This window comes from Sporosarcina cascadiensis, assembly GCF_009650995.1.
GTDB lineage: Bacteria > Bacillota > Bacilli > Bacillales_A > Planococcaceae > Sporosarcina > Sporosarcina cascadiensis.
This window is the reverse complement of sequence record NZ_WHVV01000021.1, coordinates 1-13,770: the sequence shown is the minus strand read 5'-3', so window position 1 is coordinate 13,770 and position 13,770 is coordinate 1. Positions and strand designations below refer to the sequence as shown.

At 47.0% G+C, this 13,770-nt stretch carries 15 protein-coding genes; 6 read left to right on the top strand and 9 right to left on the bottom strand.

What is annotated here, in order from left to right; all coding sequences use genetic code 11:
• Nucleotides 1-28 precede the first annotated feature (28 nt).
• From GDZ68_RS16205 to GDZ68_RS16190, 4 genes are all read right to left on the bottom strand, one after another.
• The gene (locus GDZ68_RS16205; protein ID WP_153723358.1) at nt 29-1,150 is read right to left on the bottom strand and encodes an MBL fold metallo-hydrolase; all 1,122 of its coding nucleotides are present in this window, start codon (nt 1,148-1,150) and stop codon (nt 29-31) included.
• Nucleotides 1,147-1,725, bottom strand: coding sequence for a sulfurtransferase TusA family protein (locus tag GDZ68_RS16200; RefSeq protein ID WP_153723357.1), 579 nt, complete (start codon nt 1,723-1,725; stop codon nt 1,147-1,149). The genes GDZ68_RS16205 and GDZ68_RS16200 overlap by 4 nt, the downstream gene beginning before the upstream one ends.
• 46 nt (nt 1,726-1,771) lie before the next feature.
• Nucleotides 1,772-2,251 carry a DsrE/DsrF/DrsH-like family protein gene (locus GDZ68_RS16195; protein ID WP_153723356.1) on the bottom strand — a complete coding sequence of 160 codons (480 nt, stop codon included), beginning with the start codon at nt 2,249-2,251 and terminating at the stop codon, nt 1,772-1,774.
• Nucleotides 2,252-2,339: 88 nt separating this feature from the next.
• Nucleotides 2,340-2,603: a metal-sensitive transcriptional regulator gene (locus tag GDZ68_RS16190; protein ID WP_153723355.1), complete on the bottom strand. Its 264-nt coding sequence runs from the start codon at nt 2,601-2,603 to the stop codon at nt 2,340-2,342.
• 245 nt (nt 2,604-2,848) lie between these two features.
• On the opposite strand from GDZ68_RS16190, the gene GDZ68_RS16185 reads away from it, so the two are divergent.
• Both GDZ68_RS16185 and GDZ68_RS16180 read left to right on the top strand, forming a co-directional pair.
• Nucleotides 2,849-3,070 (top strand): DUF2187 family protein, encoded by a 222-nt coding sequence (locus GDZ68_RS16185; protein ID WP_153723354.1) that lies wholly within the window; start codon nt 2,849-2,851, stop codon nt 3,068-3,070.
• A 136-nt stretch (nt 3,071-3,206) separates the two neighbouring features.
• Complete coding sequence (locus GDZ68_RS16180) at nt 3,207-4,082, top strand: LysR family transcriptional regulator (protein ID WP_153723353.1); 876 nt, start codon at nt 3,207-3,209, stop codon at nt 4,080-4,082.
• Here GDZ68_RS16180 and GDZ68_RS16175 read toward each other — a convergent pair whose 3' ends face one another.
• Entirely contained in the window at nt 4,083-4,961 is an 879-nt protein-coding gene (locus GDZ68_RS16175; protein ID WP_153723352.1) for a DMT family transporter, read from the bottom strand.
• Between the two features lie 146 nt (nt 4,962-5,107).
• Between GDZ68_RS16175 and hutG the strand changes: the two genes are divergently transcribed.
• The 4 genes from hutG (at nt 5,108) to GDZ68_RS16155 (ending at nt 9,726) form a co-directional block, all read left to right on the top strand.
• Nucleotides 5,108-6,067, top strand: coding sequence for a formimidoylglutamase (gene hutG / locus GDZ68_RS16170; RefSeq protein ID WP_153723351.1), 960 nt, complete (start codon nt 5,108-5,110; stop codon nt 6,065-6,067).
• Nucleotides 6,064-7,254: a sodium/glutamate symporter gene (gene gltS, locus GDZ68_RS16165; protein WP_153723350.1), complete on the top strand. Its 1,191-nt coding sequence runs from the start codon at nt 6,064-6,066 to the stop codon at nt 7,252-7,254. The genes hutG and gltS overlap by 4 nt, the downstream gene beginning before the upstream one ends.
• A gap of 293 nt (nt 7,255-7,547) precedes the next feature.
• Complete coding sequence (gene pepT / locus GDZ68_RS16160) at nt 7,548-8,774, top strand: peptidase T (RefSeq protein ID WP_153723349.1); 1,227 nt, start codon at nt 7,548-7,550, stop codon at nt 8,772-8,774.
• A 4-nt stretch (nt 8,775-8,778) separates the two neighbouring features.
• Entirely contained in the window at nt 8,779-9,726 is a 948-nt protein-coding gene (locus GDZ68_RS16155) for a DMT family transporter (protein ID WP_153723348.1), read from the top strand.
• 40 nt (nt 9,727-9,766) lie between these two features.
• On the opposite strand, the gene GDZ68_RS16150 is transcribed toward GDZ68_RS16155, so the two are convergent.
• The 4 genes from GDZ68_RS16150 to GDZ68_RS16135 form a co-directional block, all read right to left on the bottom strand.
• Entirely contained in the window at nt 9,767-10,660 is an 894-nt protein-coding gene (locus GDZ68_RS16150) for a DMT family transporter (RefSeq protein ID WP_153723347.1), read from the bottom strand.
• 299 nt (nt 10,661-10,959) lie between these two features.
• Nucleotides 10,960-12,030: an ABC transporter substrate-binding protein gene (locus GDZ68_RS16145; protein ID WP_153723398.1), complete on the bottom strand. Its 1,071-nt coding sequence runs from the start codon at nt 12,028-12,030 to the stop codon at nt 10,960-10,962.
• Nucleotides 12,031-12,070: 40 nt separating this feature from the next.
• A complete protein-coding gene (locus GDZ68_RS16140; protein ID WP_153723346.1) occupies nt 12,071-12,850 on the bottom strand; it encodes an ABC transporter ATP-binding protein in 780 nt (259 codons plus the stop codon).
• Between the two features lie 5 nt (nt 12,851-12,855).
• Nucleotides 12,856-13,674 carry an ABC transporter permease gene (locus tag GDZ68_RS16135; protein WP_153723345.1) on the bottom strand — a complete coding sequence of 273 codons (819 nt, stop codon included), beginning with the start codon at nt 13,672-13,674 and terminating at the stop codon, nt 12,856-12,858.
• Nucleotides 13,675-13,770: the final 96 nt, after the last annotated feature.

Sequence of the window (13,770 nt, the reverse complement as noted above, 5' to 3'; positions counted from 1 at the left end):
CTCCCCTACTAAAGTTTTTTGTCATTCATCATCTCACTGCACAGCGGTTTGGACCAATCTCCATTTCACGCTGCATTTCTTCGTCAGGCTGGATTTTACCCATATTGGTCTGACGGATTTCCTGATAGGCATTTGGCTGCGGCGGCAGATTTCCTGTTACAAGCTCTCTGAATTCATCCTCATTGTCGATCTTCAGTCCGTGATTTTGCTTATATAATGCGCCTAACTTCTCCGAGACACTGCCGTTTTCATTCAACTCTTTAATCATCATGAAGTGAGCCGGAAGCACCGTCAGATCCTCTGATAGTTGAGGATAGCGGTTGTACAGCGATTCACGCAGATCGCCGACCCAGTCCTCCGCAAGTCCGGCTAAATCCGGACGGCCGATGGAATCGATGAACAGAATATCACCTGTCAGCAAATAGCTGTCATCCACGATGAATGACGTGGAGCCGATCGTGTGGCCCGGTGAATAAAGCGGCTGGATCTCAATCTTTGTACTGCCGACTGTAATCGAAGCCCCTTCTTCCAATGAAGCAAAATCAAACGTCACTTCTTCGGCGTCTTTCTGGGGCAGCCAGTACGTTGCACCTGTCGATTCCGCAAGCTTTCGGCCCCCGGAAATATGGTCTGCGTGTAGATGTGTATCCAATACGTGTATGATTTTCGCATCTAGGCCGTCCGCGAAAACCGTAAATACACCGGTCATGCGAACTGCATCCACAACCGCCGCTTCTCCCCCGGAAACAATCATATAGGAGAGACATCCTTTGCCGAGACGGACGAATTGATACAGCTCGCCGCCTGATTTCAGGTCACCAATTTTCACGGGCTCCAGATACTCGCTCCAGGCTTTCATTCCTCCCTGTAAGTAAGCAGCTGAACAGCCTTCCTCCTCGAGAATTTCCGCCACCATAATGGATGAACCTTCCTTTGCACAAACAACCATGATTTCCTGATCTTTCGGCAGCTGATCAACAATGGCTCCTGCACCGTCCAGCAATTCGAAATACGGCACATTCAAATGAACAACCTGCTCGCCTTCAATTTTCCAATCCTGAAACGTCTCTTCATTTCGCACGTCCAAAATAAATAACGGTTCTTTTTGTATGACCTTTTTTGCAATCTCACTTGCTGTAGCAATTCTCATCTCTTCATACCCCCTGCTGTATTTTCAGTATTACCATGCCACTTCGACATACCGGGCACTACATTTGTCACACACTCAAACCCTTGTGCTGCAAGCTTCTGGCAAGCCATATCACTGCGGTTCCCTGTGCGGCATACGATAAAGTATTTATGTTTTTTATCCAGATGTTCTATTCGCTCTTCCAGCTGACCTAGCGGAATCGACAGGGCACCGGGTATGTGATTGAATGTATACTCTGCAGATTCTCTGACATCGATCAGCACCGTACCAGGTTCCTCCAATTTATCTGTAAGCTTTTCGTTTGCAACGGTAAATGGATAGGTCCTTTCCTGCCATTCTTCTTTGTCGGACTTTCTGACGAAATGGCGCCAGACCCCGTCTTCCTGAACGTTTCCTATATATTGGTGGCCTGCACTTTCAGACCAAGCCTTCAAGTCCGCCGTTGTTCCTGTGTCAGTTGAATGGACTTCAAGCACCTGCCCCTCTGTCATTTCTTTGATCGCTTTTCTAGTTTTAACGATCGGCATCGGGCAGGCAAGATTTTTAGCGTCCAGTACCTTATCTGTTTGAATCATTGTATTCCTCCTATACGCCATGGGGTATATTTATTTTCAAAATTTTTTAAATGAACAGGTTTACCCGGCCCTCCTGCGCTTCACCTAAATAGGCTGCTACACCGCCGTACTCCACTTCATCAAGCAACTCTTCCTGTCCAAGTCCCAATAAATCCATTGTCATCGTGCAGGCGATCAATTTAACGTCCTGCTCAGCGGCAAGATCAATAAGCTGCGGTAGACTCATCGCTGAATGCTTTTTCATTACACGCTTGATCATCTTTGGTCCCATGCCCGCAAAATTCATTTGGGAAAGTCCCATTTTATCCGCACCTCTCGGCATCATTTTACCGAATAGCTTTTCAAGAATACCTTTCTTACTCTGAATCGGTTCATCTTTGCGCAGTGCATTCAATCCCCAAAATGTATGGAAAATTGTTACTTCATGATCATATGCAGCAGCACCGTTTGCAATAATATATGCCGCCATTGCTTTATCATAATCACCACTGAATAATACGATTGTCGTTTTTTTCTGTTCTGTCATGTTCTCTGCCCCTTTTATCTGTCATTTTCGTAATAAATACCTATAGGGGTATATTACATGAGTTAAAAAAAGAGTCAAGCGTAAATGCTTACCGACTCTTTACCAGCAATTCCACAGCTTCGTTAATAATCGATTCATGTGTTCTGTCATCTGTTTCATCCAGGTTTTCCATGCACGCAATTAAATTGGAACTGACGATTACGCCGATTGTCCGGTCGATGGCTGAACGGCTTGCAGACAGCTGAGTGATGACTTCTTTACAGTCCTTGCCTTCTTCTATCATACGCAGAACCCCTTTAATCTGCCCCTCAATACGCTTCAGACGATTCTTCACTTTATCATCGTATTCCATAAATCTCACCGCCCTTTATTATCTTCAGATTATACCCTGATAGGTATATTGTCAAATCAATTGCATTCGACTTCACCCTATATCTTACTCCAAAAAGTACGATCTACCATTCGACAGGTTTCTACTATTCTGAAATTTTTCCCGATATATGTTATACTACTTATAGTAAGCTATTGCACGTTTTCCGTCTTTTCTCTGCAGCATATGAAAAAGACGAGATTTTACTATTGAAGGAGTTGATTCGGTTGGCATTTCCACGCAAAGATCGTCCGATTTCTGATTTTGTGGCCTCAAGATATGTAGATGAAGTCATATCCTTCAACCGCAATGAACACGAAGTTTCCGGAACAATTCACAAGATTCTCGAGAACTCCGTAATTGTTAAGATTTCTGATTCAGACGCAGAACAAATTGGGGCAGCATCCAATATGACTGTTGTCGCACATAAAAATTATACGGTGATTTAATCCCCTACATGCCTTGCAGCTGATTGCAAGGCTATTTTTTTGCCTAAATTTTATACAAAGCATACTTTCCGTCCATCACAAAAACTACATGATATAGTGAATTCAATCAGTATTCATAATAACAGGAGTGAAAGCCATGCAAATTGAAGAGCTAAAGACATTTGTTGCCGTAATAGACCAGAAAAACTTCACAAAAGCAGCTGTCTTATTGAAGCTTGCACAGCCAACCGTCAGCCTGCACATAAAAAACTTAGAAGAAACGCTGCAGACTTCATTGCTGAAACGAACCTCACGCAGTTTTCAAGTCACCCCTGCGGGTCAGTTATTATATGAGCGTGCTGTGCAGCTGATTGATCTGGCTGACCGCACTAAAATGGAATTGACCCGGCCACAGAGTTCCGCAGCCGGCCTATTGCGGATTGCTGCTTCTCCGGTGATAGCAGAAGGTATTTTACCCGATGTGCTGACACGTCTGCACGCAAAGTTTCCAGAGCTTTATTTGCGTCTGGAAGTGATTTCTGCCCATTCTATCGACGACGTCGTTCATAATAAAAAAGCGGATATCGGATGTAGCGAAGTAACGAAAACTACTTTAGCCAACACATTTATGGAAGATGAGCTGTTATTGGTTGCTGTTTCAGGTCATCCATTGGCCAGGAAGAAGAGTTCTTCTATTTTGGATCTGCAGGAAACTCACTGGATTCTTCCAAATGAAGAAGACCCGGAACGAGATCTGATCGACAGCTCACTTACACAGTTTGGTGTCCATCCAAAGCACACCGTGATCAGCTCGCCTGAAGGCAGAAAACGAGCCGTACTGAGCGGTTTGGGCATAGCATTTTTGTCGCGCCACAGCTGCAAACGAGAGCTCGAACGCGGCGAACTGGCGGCGCTGAATTATAAGGTTGCACCGATCCGCCGTCCATTTTACTCTTTGGTCAATGAAAATTCGCTTGCCGCAACGGCGCTTCTTGATGAACTACATGCTTACTGCCGCTTATGGAGTATGTAATCAGGCAGGCAGCCGGCCAAGCTCCCGTTTACTGCGCCAATTGACAAGAAAAATACCCAGGCTGATGAGCAGACCGCCGGCAATCAGTGAATAAGAAAGCTTTTCGTCCAGCAAGAGCCAGCCGCTCAGCGTGCCGAAAAAAGGTGCCAGGAATAAAAAGGCGCTTGTTCTTTCCGGATTGCCGGTCTGCAGCAAATAAAACCAAATGGAGAATTGAATAATTGAAGCCGCAATAGCCAACCATGCTAGTATGCCAAGCGATAATGCGTTCACTTCAAAGAAAGGTTCTTCCAGTAAAAAGCTGGCGATAAATAATATTAAGCCGCCGAACAGCATCTGATAAGCGGTCATAACCCACGTATCAAAACGATAGCCGTGGACTTTGACGATCAGTGTTGAGCACGCCCAGGCGATGGCTGAAATAAATCCGAGCACTGTCCCGATTTTCAAATCCAGATGCGCACCCATCGTAATGAACACGCCGAGAAGTCCGCAGATGACGCCGATCCACTGCTGCAGCCGATAACGGATACGCAAAACTAGTGTGCCGATGACGACAACCAGCAAAGGATTCGTAAATGTCAGGATAGATGTTTCTCCCGACGTGATGGTCCGCAAAGCAATAAAGATACAGCCCATAACGGCCGCTGTCTGCAATGAACCGATCAATACCAGCCACTTCCACTCACCAAGCTTTTTGGGGTGCGGCTTCTTCAGAATCTTAACGACGATTGCCATGATTACACCGGCAATCGTAAAACGCAATGCCACCAATAATAACGGCGAGGAGTACGCGAGACCAATCTTGCCGATTGCAAATGACGAACCCATGAGAGCCGTCGTGACGATGACTAAAAAGCCAAATAAAAATTTATTCATTTATTCAATTCCTTTCCACTGACTGACAGTACACTCATTTTACTCACCTATAACTTTCAGGCATGAATCCATAAATAAGAAGTATTAGAGTTACGAAACAGAAAGTATTACAATATAGAGTATCACGCTTGAAAGGATGAAGTATATTGTTAATTCAAACAAATGAAAAATTCTGGTCAGGCCGGACAGACAGCGAAACGGACAGAGCCGCATTTCGCATGCATCAAATTGTACAGCTTTCCGCCCCAAGGGAAAGCGTTTCCAATAAATCTTGTACACTGATTGGATTTTCATCCGAAGAAGGCGTACGTCGGAACAACGGCAGACTGGGAGCTGCAGAAGGCCCGAATGCCCTGCGCAGCGAGCTGGCAAAACTGCCTTGGCGCATGGCGGCAGAATATCAGCTGATGGATGCGGGCACTGTCGTATGTGAAGATGACCGGCTCGAACAGGCACAGGCTGAACTCGGAGCCGCTGTTTGCGCCAGCTTGTCAAAACAGAGCAAGCCCGTTATTTTAGGCGGCGGTCATGAAACGGCTTATGGCCATTACCTGGGTGTCCGCGAATTCATCGGACCCGACAAGAAACTCGGCGTCATCAATATTGATGCGCATTTTGACTTGCGCAGCTATGAAGAACAGCCTTCTTCCGGCACGATGTTCAAGCAGATGCTTGATTCGGATCAGAACGTGGAATACCTCGTGCTTGGCATTCAGGAGTTTGGCAATACAGACATTTTATTCAATGAAGCTGATGCTAAAGGCGTAACCTATGTATTGGAACAAGAAATCACATCAGGTATATTGAACGAAACTTTGCAGAAAATCAGCTCTTTCATTGAAAAACAGGACTATGTTTTGTTAACATTATGCTCGGATGTATTGAATTCGGCAGTTGCTCCAGGTGTGAGTGCTCCTTCTCCATTTGGATTGGATCCGCTCGTTGTACGAACATTTATTCAAACCGTAGCTTCCCATGAGAAAACCCTTTCATTCGACATCTCAGAAATCAACCCGGCACTTGATCATCACAATCAGACGGTCAAACTGGGCGCCTACTTAACAAATGAAGCAATCGTTGCATTGCTGGGAGGAAGAAACACATGACGTTTGAGTTAAATCAAATTACCACGCTATTTCTGGCATTAGCTCTACTGACAATTGGAACTCTTCTCGTACGTAAAATCGGAGTTCTCCAAAAATTCTGTATACCCGCCCCTGTTGTAGGCGGGTTGCTTTTTGCCCTTTTAGCGACTATTTTGAAGTATTTCGATTTGGTAAACTTCAAATTAGACACATCTTTACAAAACTTATTCATGCTGACGTTCTTCACTACAGTCGGTTTAGGTGCGAGCTTCCGCCTTATACGTCTTGGCGGAAAATTGCTTATCATCTACTGGGTCGCCTGTGGTTTTTTGGCATTGGCGCAAAATGTGATCGGAGTATCGATGTCCTATCTGTTTAATCTGCATCCGCTTATCGGAATGATGGCAGGCGCGGTTTCGATGGAAGGCGGTCACGGCGGTGCGACAGCCTATGGGGAAACGCTTGAGAGTCTCGGGATTGATTCAGCGCTGTCCATCGGGATTGCGGCTGCTACGTTCGGGCTTGTAGCAGGCGGTCTTGTCGGCGGTCCAATCGTCAAATACTTGATTAATAAGTATGATTTGAAATCAACGGAAACCGAGCACGAGGAAGCTTTTTCTGCAGAGGCCCTGGAGGAACCAATCCACACGGATAACTTCTTAACCCAGGTTCTGCTGATTACGCTTTGTATCGCAGGCGGTACGTTCATCGGTGATCTGTTCTCCGAAATAACCGGTTTTGTCATGCCGGGCTATGTCGGTGCCATGTTTGTTGCGGTTATCGTACGGAATATCGTGGACCGAATCAAAGATGACGCTGTGCATATGAAGAGCATCAATCTGATCGGTGATGTTTCATTAGGAATTTTCTTATCGATGGCACTCATGAGCATCAAGCTGTGGGAAGTCGCTGATCTAGCACTGCCATTACTGGTCATCGTTTTTGTGCAGGTACTATTCGTCGTACTCTTTTCGATTTTCGTCTTGTTCCGCATACTCGGAAAAGATTACGATGCCGCCGTGATGATCGCCGGCTTTGCAGGCCACGGACTCGGTGCAACGCCGAATGCCATGGCGAACATGGCTGCAGTCACTGGCCGTTACGGTCCTTCGCGTAAAGCATTTTTGATTGTGCCGATCGTCGGTGCATTCCTGATCGATGTCGTATCGATGCCGATTATCATTACGACAATTAATATATTCAGCTAATCTGCAGTTGCCCGGAATTACATCCGGGCAACTTTTTTATTTGGCGCTGCAGTTATTCGTGTGGATGATCATGGACCTCGCACAAGTGATCATATCCGTCCCATATCCGCTCATACTGACTCTTCAGGCGCTCAATCCTCGCCCGCAGATGATCATATCCGTGCTGAGCATGATCATTAAGCATGCTTGCGTGATCATAACACCGTATCATTGCATTCATTTTCAGCGTATTCAGTCTGTTTTTCTGTTAAAATGAAAACAGTAATTCGCATCTTGGAGAGGAGTTTTTTCTAATGAAAGAACAATTGATTGAACGGTTCATTCGCTACGCAAAAATTGATACGCAGTCAGACGCGGCATCTGACACAACACCTTCTACAGCTAAACAATGGGATTTGCTGCACCTACTTGAAAACGAGCTTGCTGAAATTGGTTTAAAGGACATTTCATTGGATGAAAACGGCTATTTATTTGCGACATTGCCATCCAATACAGACAAAAAACTGCCGACAGTCGGTTTCCTGGCTCACGTCGATACAGCGACCGATTATACCGGGACAGACGTCAATCCGCAGCGCATCGACAATTATGACGGCAAGGACATCCAATTAAACGAAAATACTATCATGACGACCGCAGCATTTCCTGAATTGAATAATTATCATGGCCACACGCTCATCACGACGGATGGTACGACGCTGCTCGGCGCGGACGATAAAGCGGGCATCACAGAAATCATGACGGCCATGAAATATATAAAAGAGCATCCGGAAATCAAGCACGGCAAAGTACGCGTAGGCTTTACGCCTGACGAGGAAATTGGGCGCGGACCGCATAAATTCGATGTAGAACATTTTGGCGCAGACTATGCCTATACGATGGACGGCGGACCGCTCGGCGAACTGCAGTATGAAAGTTTCAACGCAGCCGGCGCAGAGATTGTTTTCCGGGGAACAAACGTCCATCCGGGCACAGCAAAAGGAAAAATGGTCAATTCATTATTGATCGCGGCTGAATTCCAAGCAGCAATGCCCGCGATTGAAATCCCGCAGGAGACCGAGAATTATGAAGGATTTATTCATTTAATGGATGCGGAAGGCTCCGTTGAAAAGACTGTATATCAGTATATTATCCGCGATCATGACCGCCAGGCGTTTGAAGCCCGTAAGCAGCTGGTAAAAGACACGGTCAAGCGTCTGCAGGAGAAGCACGGGGAGCAGGCAGTTGAGCTGACGATGGCTGATCAGTACTTCAATATGCGTGAAAAGATCGAGCCGGTCATCGAGATTGTCGATTTGATGGCAGACGCCTACCGGAGTCTCGGAATCGAACCGAAAATCGAACCGATCCGCGGCGGTACGGACGGCTCACAGCTGTCCTTTATGGGAATGCCGACACCTAACGTCTTTACAGGCGGCGAAAATTACCACGGCAAATATGAGTTTATTTCAGCAGATAGTATGGTAAAAGCGACAGAAGTGATTATCGAAGCACTGAAACTGCAGGAGCAGCGCGGCTGATCCGATGAAAGCTATCTGGATCGGCATTTTATCTGCACTCTTTTTCGCTGTTACGTTTGTCTTGAATCGATCGATGGAGCTCGATGGCGGCAGCTGGCTGTGGAGCGCATCGCTGAGATATTTCTTCATGGTACCATTCCTCGTGCTCATTGTCGCGCTGCGCGGAGGGTTATCCGGAATGAAACGCGAAATGACAGCAGCTCCCGTGCCATTTTTCATTTGGAGCTTCGTTGCCTTTGTACTATTTTATGGACCGTTGACATTTTCAGCCGGCTACAGCCCGGGATGGCTCGTCGCAGGAACATGGCAAATGACAATCGTTGCAGGCGTTTTGCTGGCCCCGCTCTTCACATTTCAGGCGAAGACCGGGACGGGTGAACTGCGGACGATTCGCCATCGGATTCCTGCGGCGTCGCTCATCATTTCATTGGTTATTCTGGCAGGTGTTGTATTGATTCAAATTCCGCACGCCGGCAGTGTATCGACGAAAACGGTTTTGCTTGGAACATTGCCGCTGGTAATTGCGGCGTTCTCCTATCCGCTCGGCAATCGTAAAATGATGAACCTGCTCGGCGGACGCCTCGATATGTTCCAGCGGGTGCTGGCGATGACGCTGATGACACTTCCTGTCTGGCTCGTCATGGCCGTCTATGCCACTGCAACAGTCGGTCTGCCGTCCGTGAGCCAAGTTGTACAGTCGCTGATCGTGGCGGTGAGCTCTGGCGTCATCGCGACTTCCCTCTTCTTTATGGCGACCGATATGGTACAGCATGACCAAGGGAAGCTCGCTGCAGTGGAAGCAACGCAATCCGTCGAGCTGATTTTCGCAATGCTCGGTGAAATGCTGCTGCTCAGCTTGCCTTTGCCTGGTGCACTTTCATTGGTTGGAGTACTGGTCATCATCGGCGGCATGTCGCTGCACAGCTATCAAACCTCCTCAGCGGCAAAATAAAAATCGGACTGCCTATTTTCAGAGGCAGTCCGATTTCTGGTTATACTTTTCGTTCTTTCACCCGCTGAATGCTGCGTTTTTTGAAAAACTGCGGCTTCGTCTCGGATATCAATATCGCAATGAATATTAGCAGTGCTCCGATAAACATCCGCCCCGTTAATACTTCATAAGCTAGCGCGACAGAGAATGCCATGCCCCATACCGATTCCGTCGACAGAATAATCGCCGCTTTCGTCTCGGATAAATGCTTCTGGCCGACTGTCTGCATCAAAAATGCGATCGTTGTAGAGAATATCGCCAAATACAGCACCGAACCCACGCCGGCCGGATGCATCGAAAACGATGTTTCTCCTAATCCAACGACTGTCACACAGGCAATCAGCGCCGCAGTTCCCATTTGCAGAAGTGTCAGCAAAATTGCATCTTCCGTCCGAACAAATCTTCCTGTGCAGAAAATATGGAATGCGAACAGGACTGCGCAGCCCAGTGTCAGTACGTCTCCGAAGTTAATACTCGACGACCATTGCAGCGACAGCACCGCAACGCCGACTAATGCCAAAACCGCTCCGAATAATTCAAACGTATCAAGCTTTCGTTTATATAAGATCAACGCAATGAACGGCACAATCACCACATTGACACCCGTCAAAAATGCATTTTTCGAAGGTGTCGTAAATTGCAGTCCGACTGTCTGCAGAGCAAATGCCGTGTACAGCAAGAATCCCAGCAGCATACCTTTCCACAAAACCGCTTTGTTCATCTGACGCAGTTTTTTATGGAATACTAATCCCAATAAAACCGCCCCCAGCGCAAACCGTACCGCTAGTATTTGATACGGCGTATAATAATCCAGCGCCAGTGCACTCATGACAAAGCCGCTGCCCCAGATGATTGCCGTAATCATCAGACCGATTTCCCCTATGTATCGTTTCAAGTTGTTCACCATTCTTCCACTATTCAGTCGTTTTAGTTTATCACGAATTTCATTGTGATTGTAGGTGGATTTTGTATTTTCAGGGTCTGTTCTTGGCAGGAATGGTGCGGCTCGGGGCTGGTTTGGCGCGGTCAAAGGGCTGTATGGTTCGGTAAAGCGGGAGAAATGTGCGGCAGAGGGCCGGTTACGCTCGGTTACTCAGCAGTTTGGCGCGGCTGGGCGGCCTTCATGATCACGCCGCCAGTCTATCCAAATAAAAAAGGGAGCCGCCCGATGGCGCCGGACAGCTCCCCTTCCTTTTATTCTTCGTACAAACCGATTTCCTCAATGGCCCGTTCCACAAGCGACGGATCGACCGACTTATCGAAATCGATTTCTCCGCGAATCGCGCCGTTTGCTTTATACGTTTCATATTGTTTCTTAATATCATCTATGAACATTTTACCGTTCGGATCAAGACCTGTTACGAAAACCCGCTCCCAAAGCTCAGGATCTTTCAGCGCCGTATGCTTCACCATGATATCGATGATTTCCGCTTCTCCCTCATCCTTAAAGAACGCATCGTTATAGTCGCGCACTCCTTTCAGATAGGCAGCCATGAAGCGCAGCGACAGCTCATCATTCTCCATAAATTGCGGTGAGGCGAGCACCATTGCGATTTGCGATTCAGGCGCATAATCTGTCGTATCTCCAAAACGAAGGTGGAAACCTTGATTGATTCCTTGGGCAATGAGAGGCTCAATATTCAGTGCCGCGTCAATCGTTCCTGAATCAATCGCGCCGAGCATCGCACCAAAATCGGCAATGTGTACATACTCGACATCTTCCTCCGTCAGACCTGCATGTTTCAGCATTTCTTCATAAATATAGCCATCAATCGAATTTCGGGAAGACACTGCAATTTTCTTGCCTTTGAAGTCACTGTACTCTTTAATTTGATCCTTCATATGATTTCCGATAACAAAACTGAAATACGATTCCCCAGGCATATTATGTCCTTTATCCGCTATGATCCGCACGTCAATGCCCTGTGCAATCGCGTTAAAGAAGGATGCAGTGGAAACGCCGCCTGCGATATCGACCTCTCCTGCTGCCAATGCCGGAAGCATGTCGTCACTATTGGCAAAGTCCGCAAACTCTACAGAAATATTATAGTCCTCAAAGTAGCCCCTTTCCTTCGCAATATAGAATCCCGCCCCTGAAGCCGCTCCATCTTCCGCAATGAAAATTTTCGCCGGTTTCTCAAGAGGCGACAAATCGCCGGACTTTGGTGTTTCATCAACTGGTGCCGGATTCTCCGCTTCTTTCTGCGTACACGCACCCATAATTAAGACCATAGATAACAGACCCGCCCAACCTGCTTTTTTCATCCACTTCCCCATACCATCGCTCCTTTGCACTTTTATTCGTCTACTCCCTGGATTTCCGAACCTCTTCCTGCAAATGATGCCAAATCTCGATAAACTTCGCAGCCATTTCAGCATCATTCCGAATATCCTCAATCTTTCTCGGCCGCGGTTTATCGATGACGATTTCTTCGATAATCTTTCCGGGCTGCGTTCCCATCACTAAAATCCGGTCGCTCAGCAGCAGTGCTTCATCAATACTGTGCGTAATGAACAGCACCGTCTTCTTCGTTTCTGCCCAAATACTCAGCAATTCCTCCTGCAAAATAAACCGGTTCTGTTCATCAAGCGCGCCGAACGGTTCATCCATCAATAAAATCTCTGGATCATTTGCAAATGCACGCGCAATACTCACCCGCTGTTTCATACCGCCCGACAGTTCTTTCGGATACAGTGAGGCAAACCGCTCCAGCCCCGTTTTCTTCAAATAAAACTCCGTCCGTTCTTCAATAAAAGCTTTTGGCAAATTGCGCATCTTCAGTCCAAACGCCACATTCTCCCTGACCGTCAGCCAAGGAATAACACCGCGTTCCTGGAACACCATCGACTGCAGCGGGCGGTCATGACGTTCCGTTTCAATCGTAAAACTGCCTGCACTCGGGTGCTCCAGCCCTGCTAAAATACGCAGCAGCGTAGTCTTGCCACAGCCGCTTGGCCCGACAAGACAGACGAATTCCCCTTCCTGCACAGTCATCGAAATATTCTCAAGCGCCACCACACTGCCCTGTTTCTTATAAAAAGCTTTCATCAAACCGTCTACTGTAATCTTTGGTTTCCCCTCCATTTCATTCACCTCCATGGCAATAATTTATTTTGAAGGGCGCGCAGGATGAGCGAAAATAAATAGCCAAAAAAGGAGATGAGTATTAACCCGACATACATTTCAGGCAATAAAAAGGCTTTATACGATGTCCAGATTAAATAACCGATTCCTGAAGTGGCCCCCATCATTTCTGCCGCTACAATTGTCAGAAGCGCAATTGCCTGCCCCATCTGAATTCCTTCGAGCATGACAGGCAAAGCGCCTGGCAATGCAATTTTAAAGAAGAAATTCCGGCGGTTCGTCTGATAATTATGTGCGACATCCAAATAGATTTTATCGATATTCAGCACACCCGCTGCCGTGTTGATCACAACGGGAAAAAAGACACTTCCTGCAATTGTCACTACTTTGGACAAATCCCCAATTCCGAATAAAATGATAATAATCGGCAATAACGCGAGCGTTGGGATCGGCATCAGCGCCATGACAATCGGCTGGACAAAGTGCCGGATCGGCGAATACAGTCCCATGAGCAGACCTATAATCATGCCCGGTATGACTCCCGCCAGAAAACCAAGGAAAATCCGGTACATCGAAACGCCTACATGCTGCGCCATCGTCCCGCTGACCACCATTTCAAAAAACGTCTGCAAAATGACGCTCGGCGGAGGGAAAAAGCGTATATCCAGCATGCCGGTCCTTGACAATACTTCCCATAGAAGCAGCATAAAAATTGGAGACACAATCGTCAGCAGCTGCTTTCCCCGTTCCTTGCGCTGCCGCCGTTTCCACTCCTGCTGCTCCACTTCAAATGACTCATTGTGTATAAGCTGTTGCTTCTCCACCTTTCACCACCTCTTCACTGCCTATAATATGTGTATGCCTAGTGAATTGGTTGGGCATGCCTAAAAAAAGCATCGGCTGATTTAGCCGATGCTCGT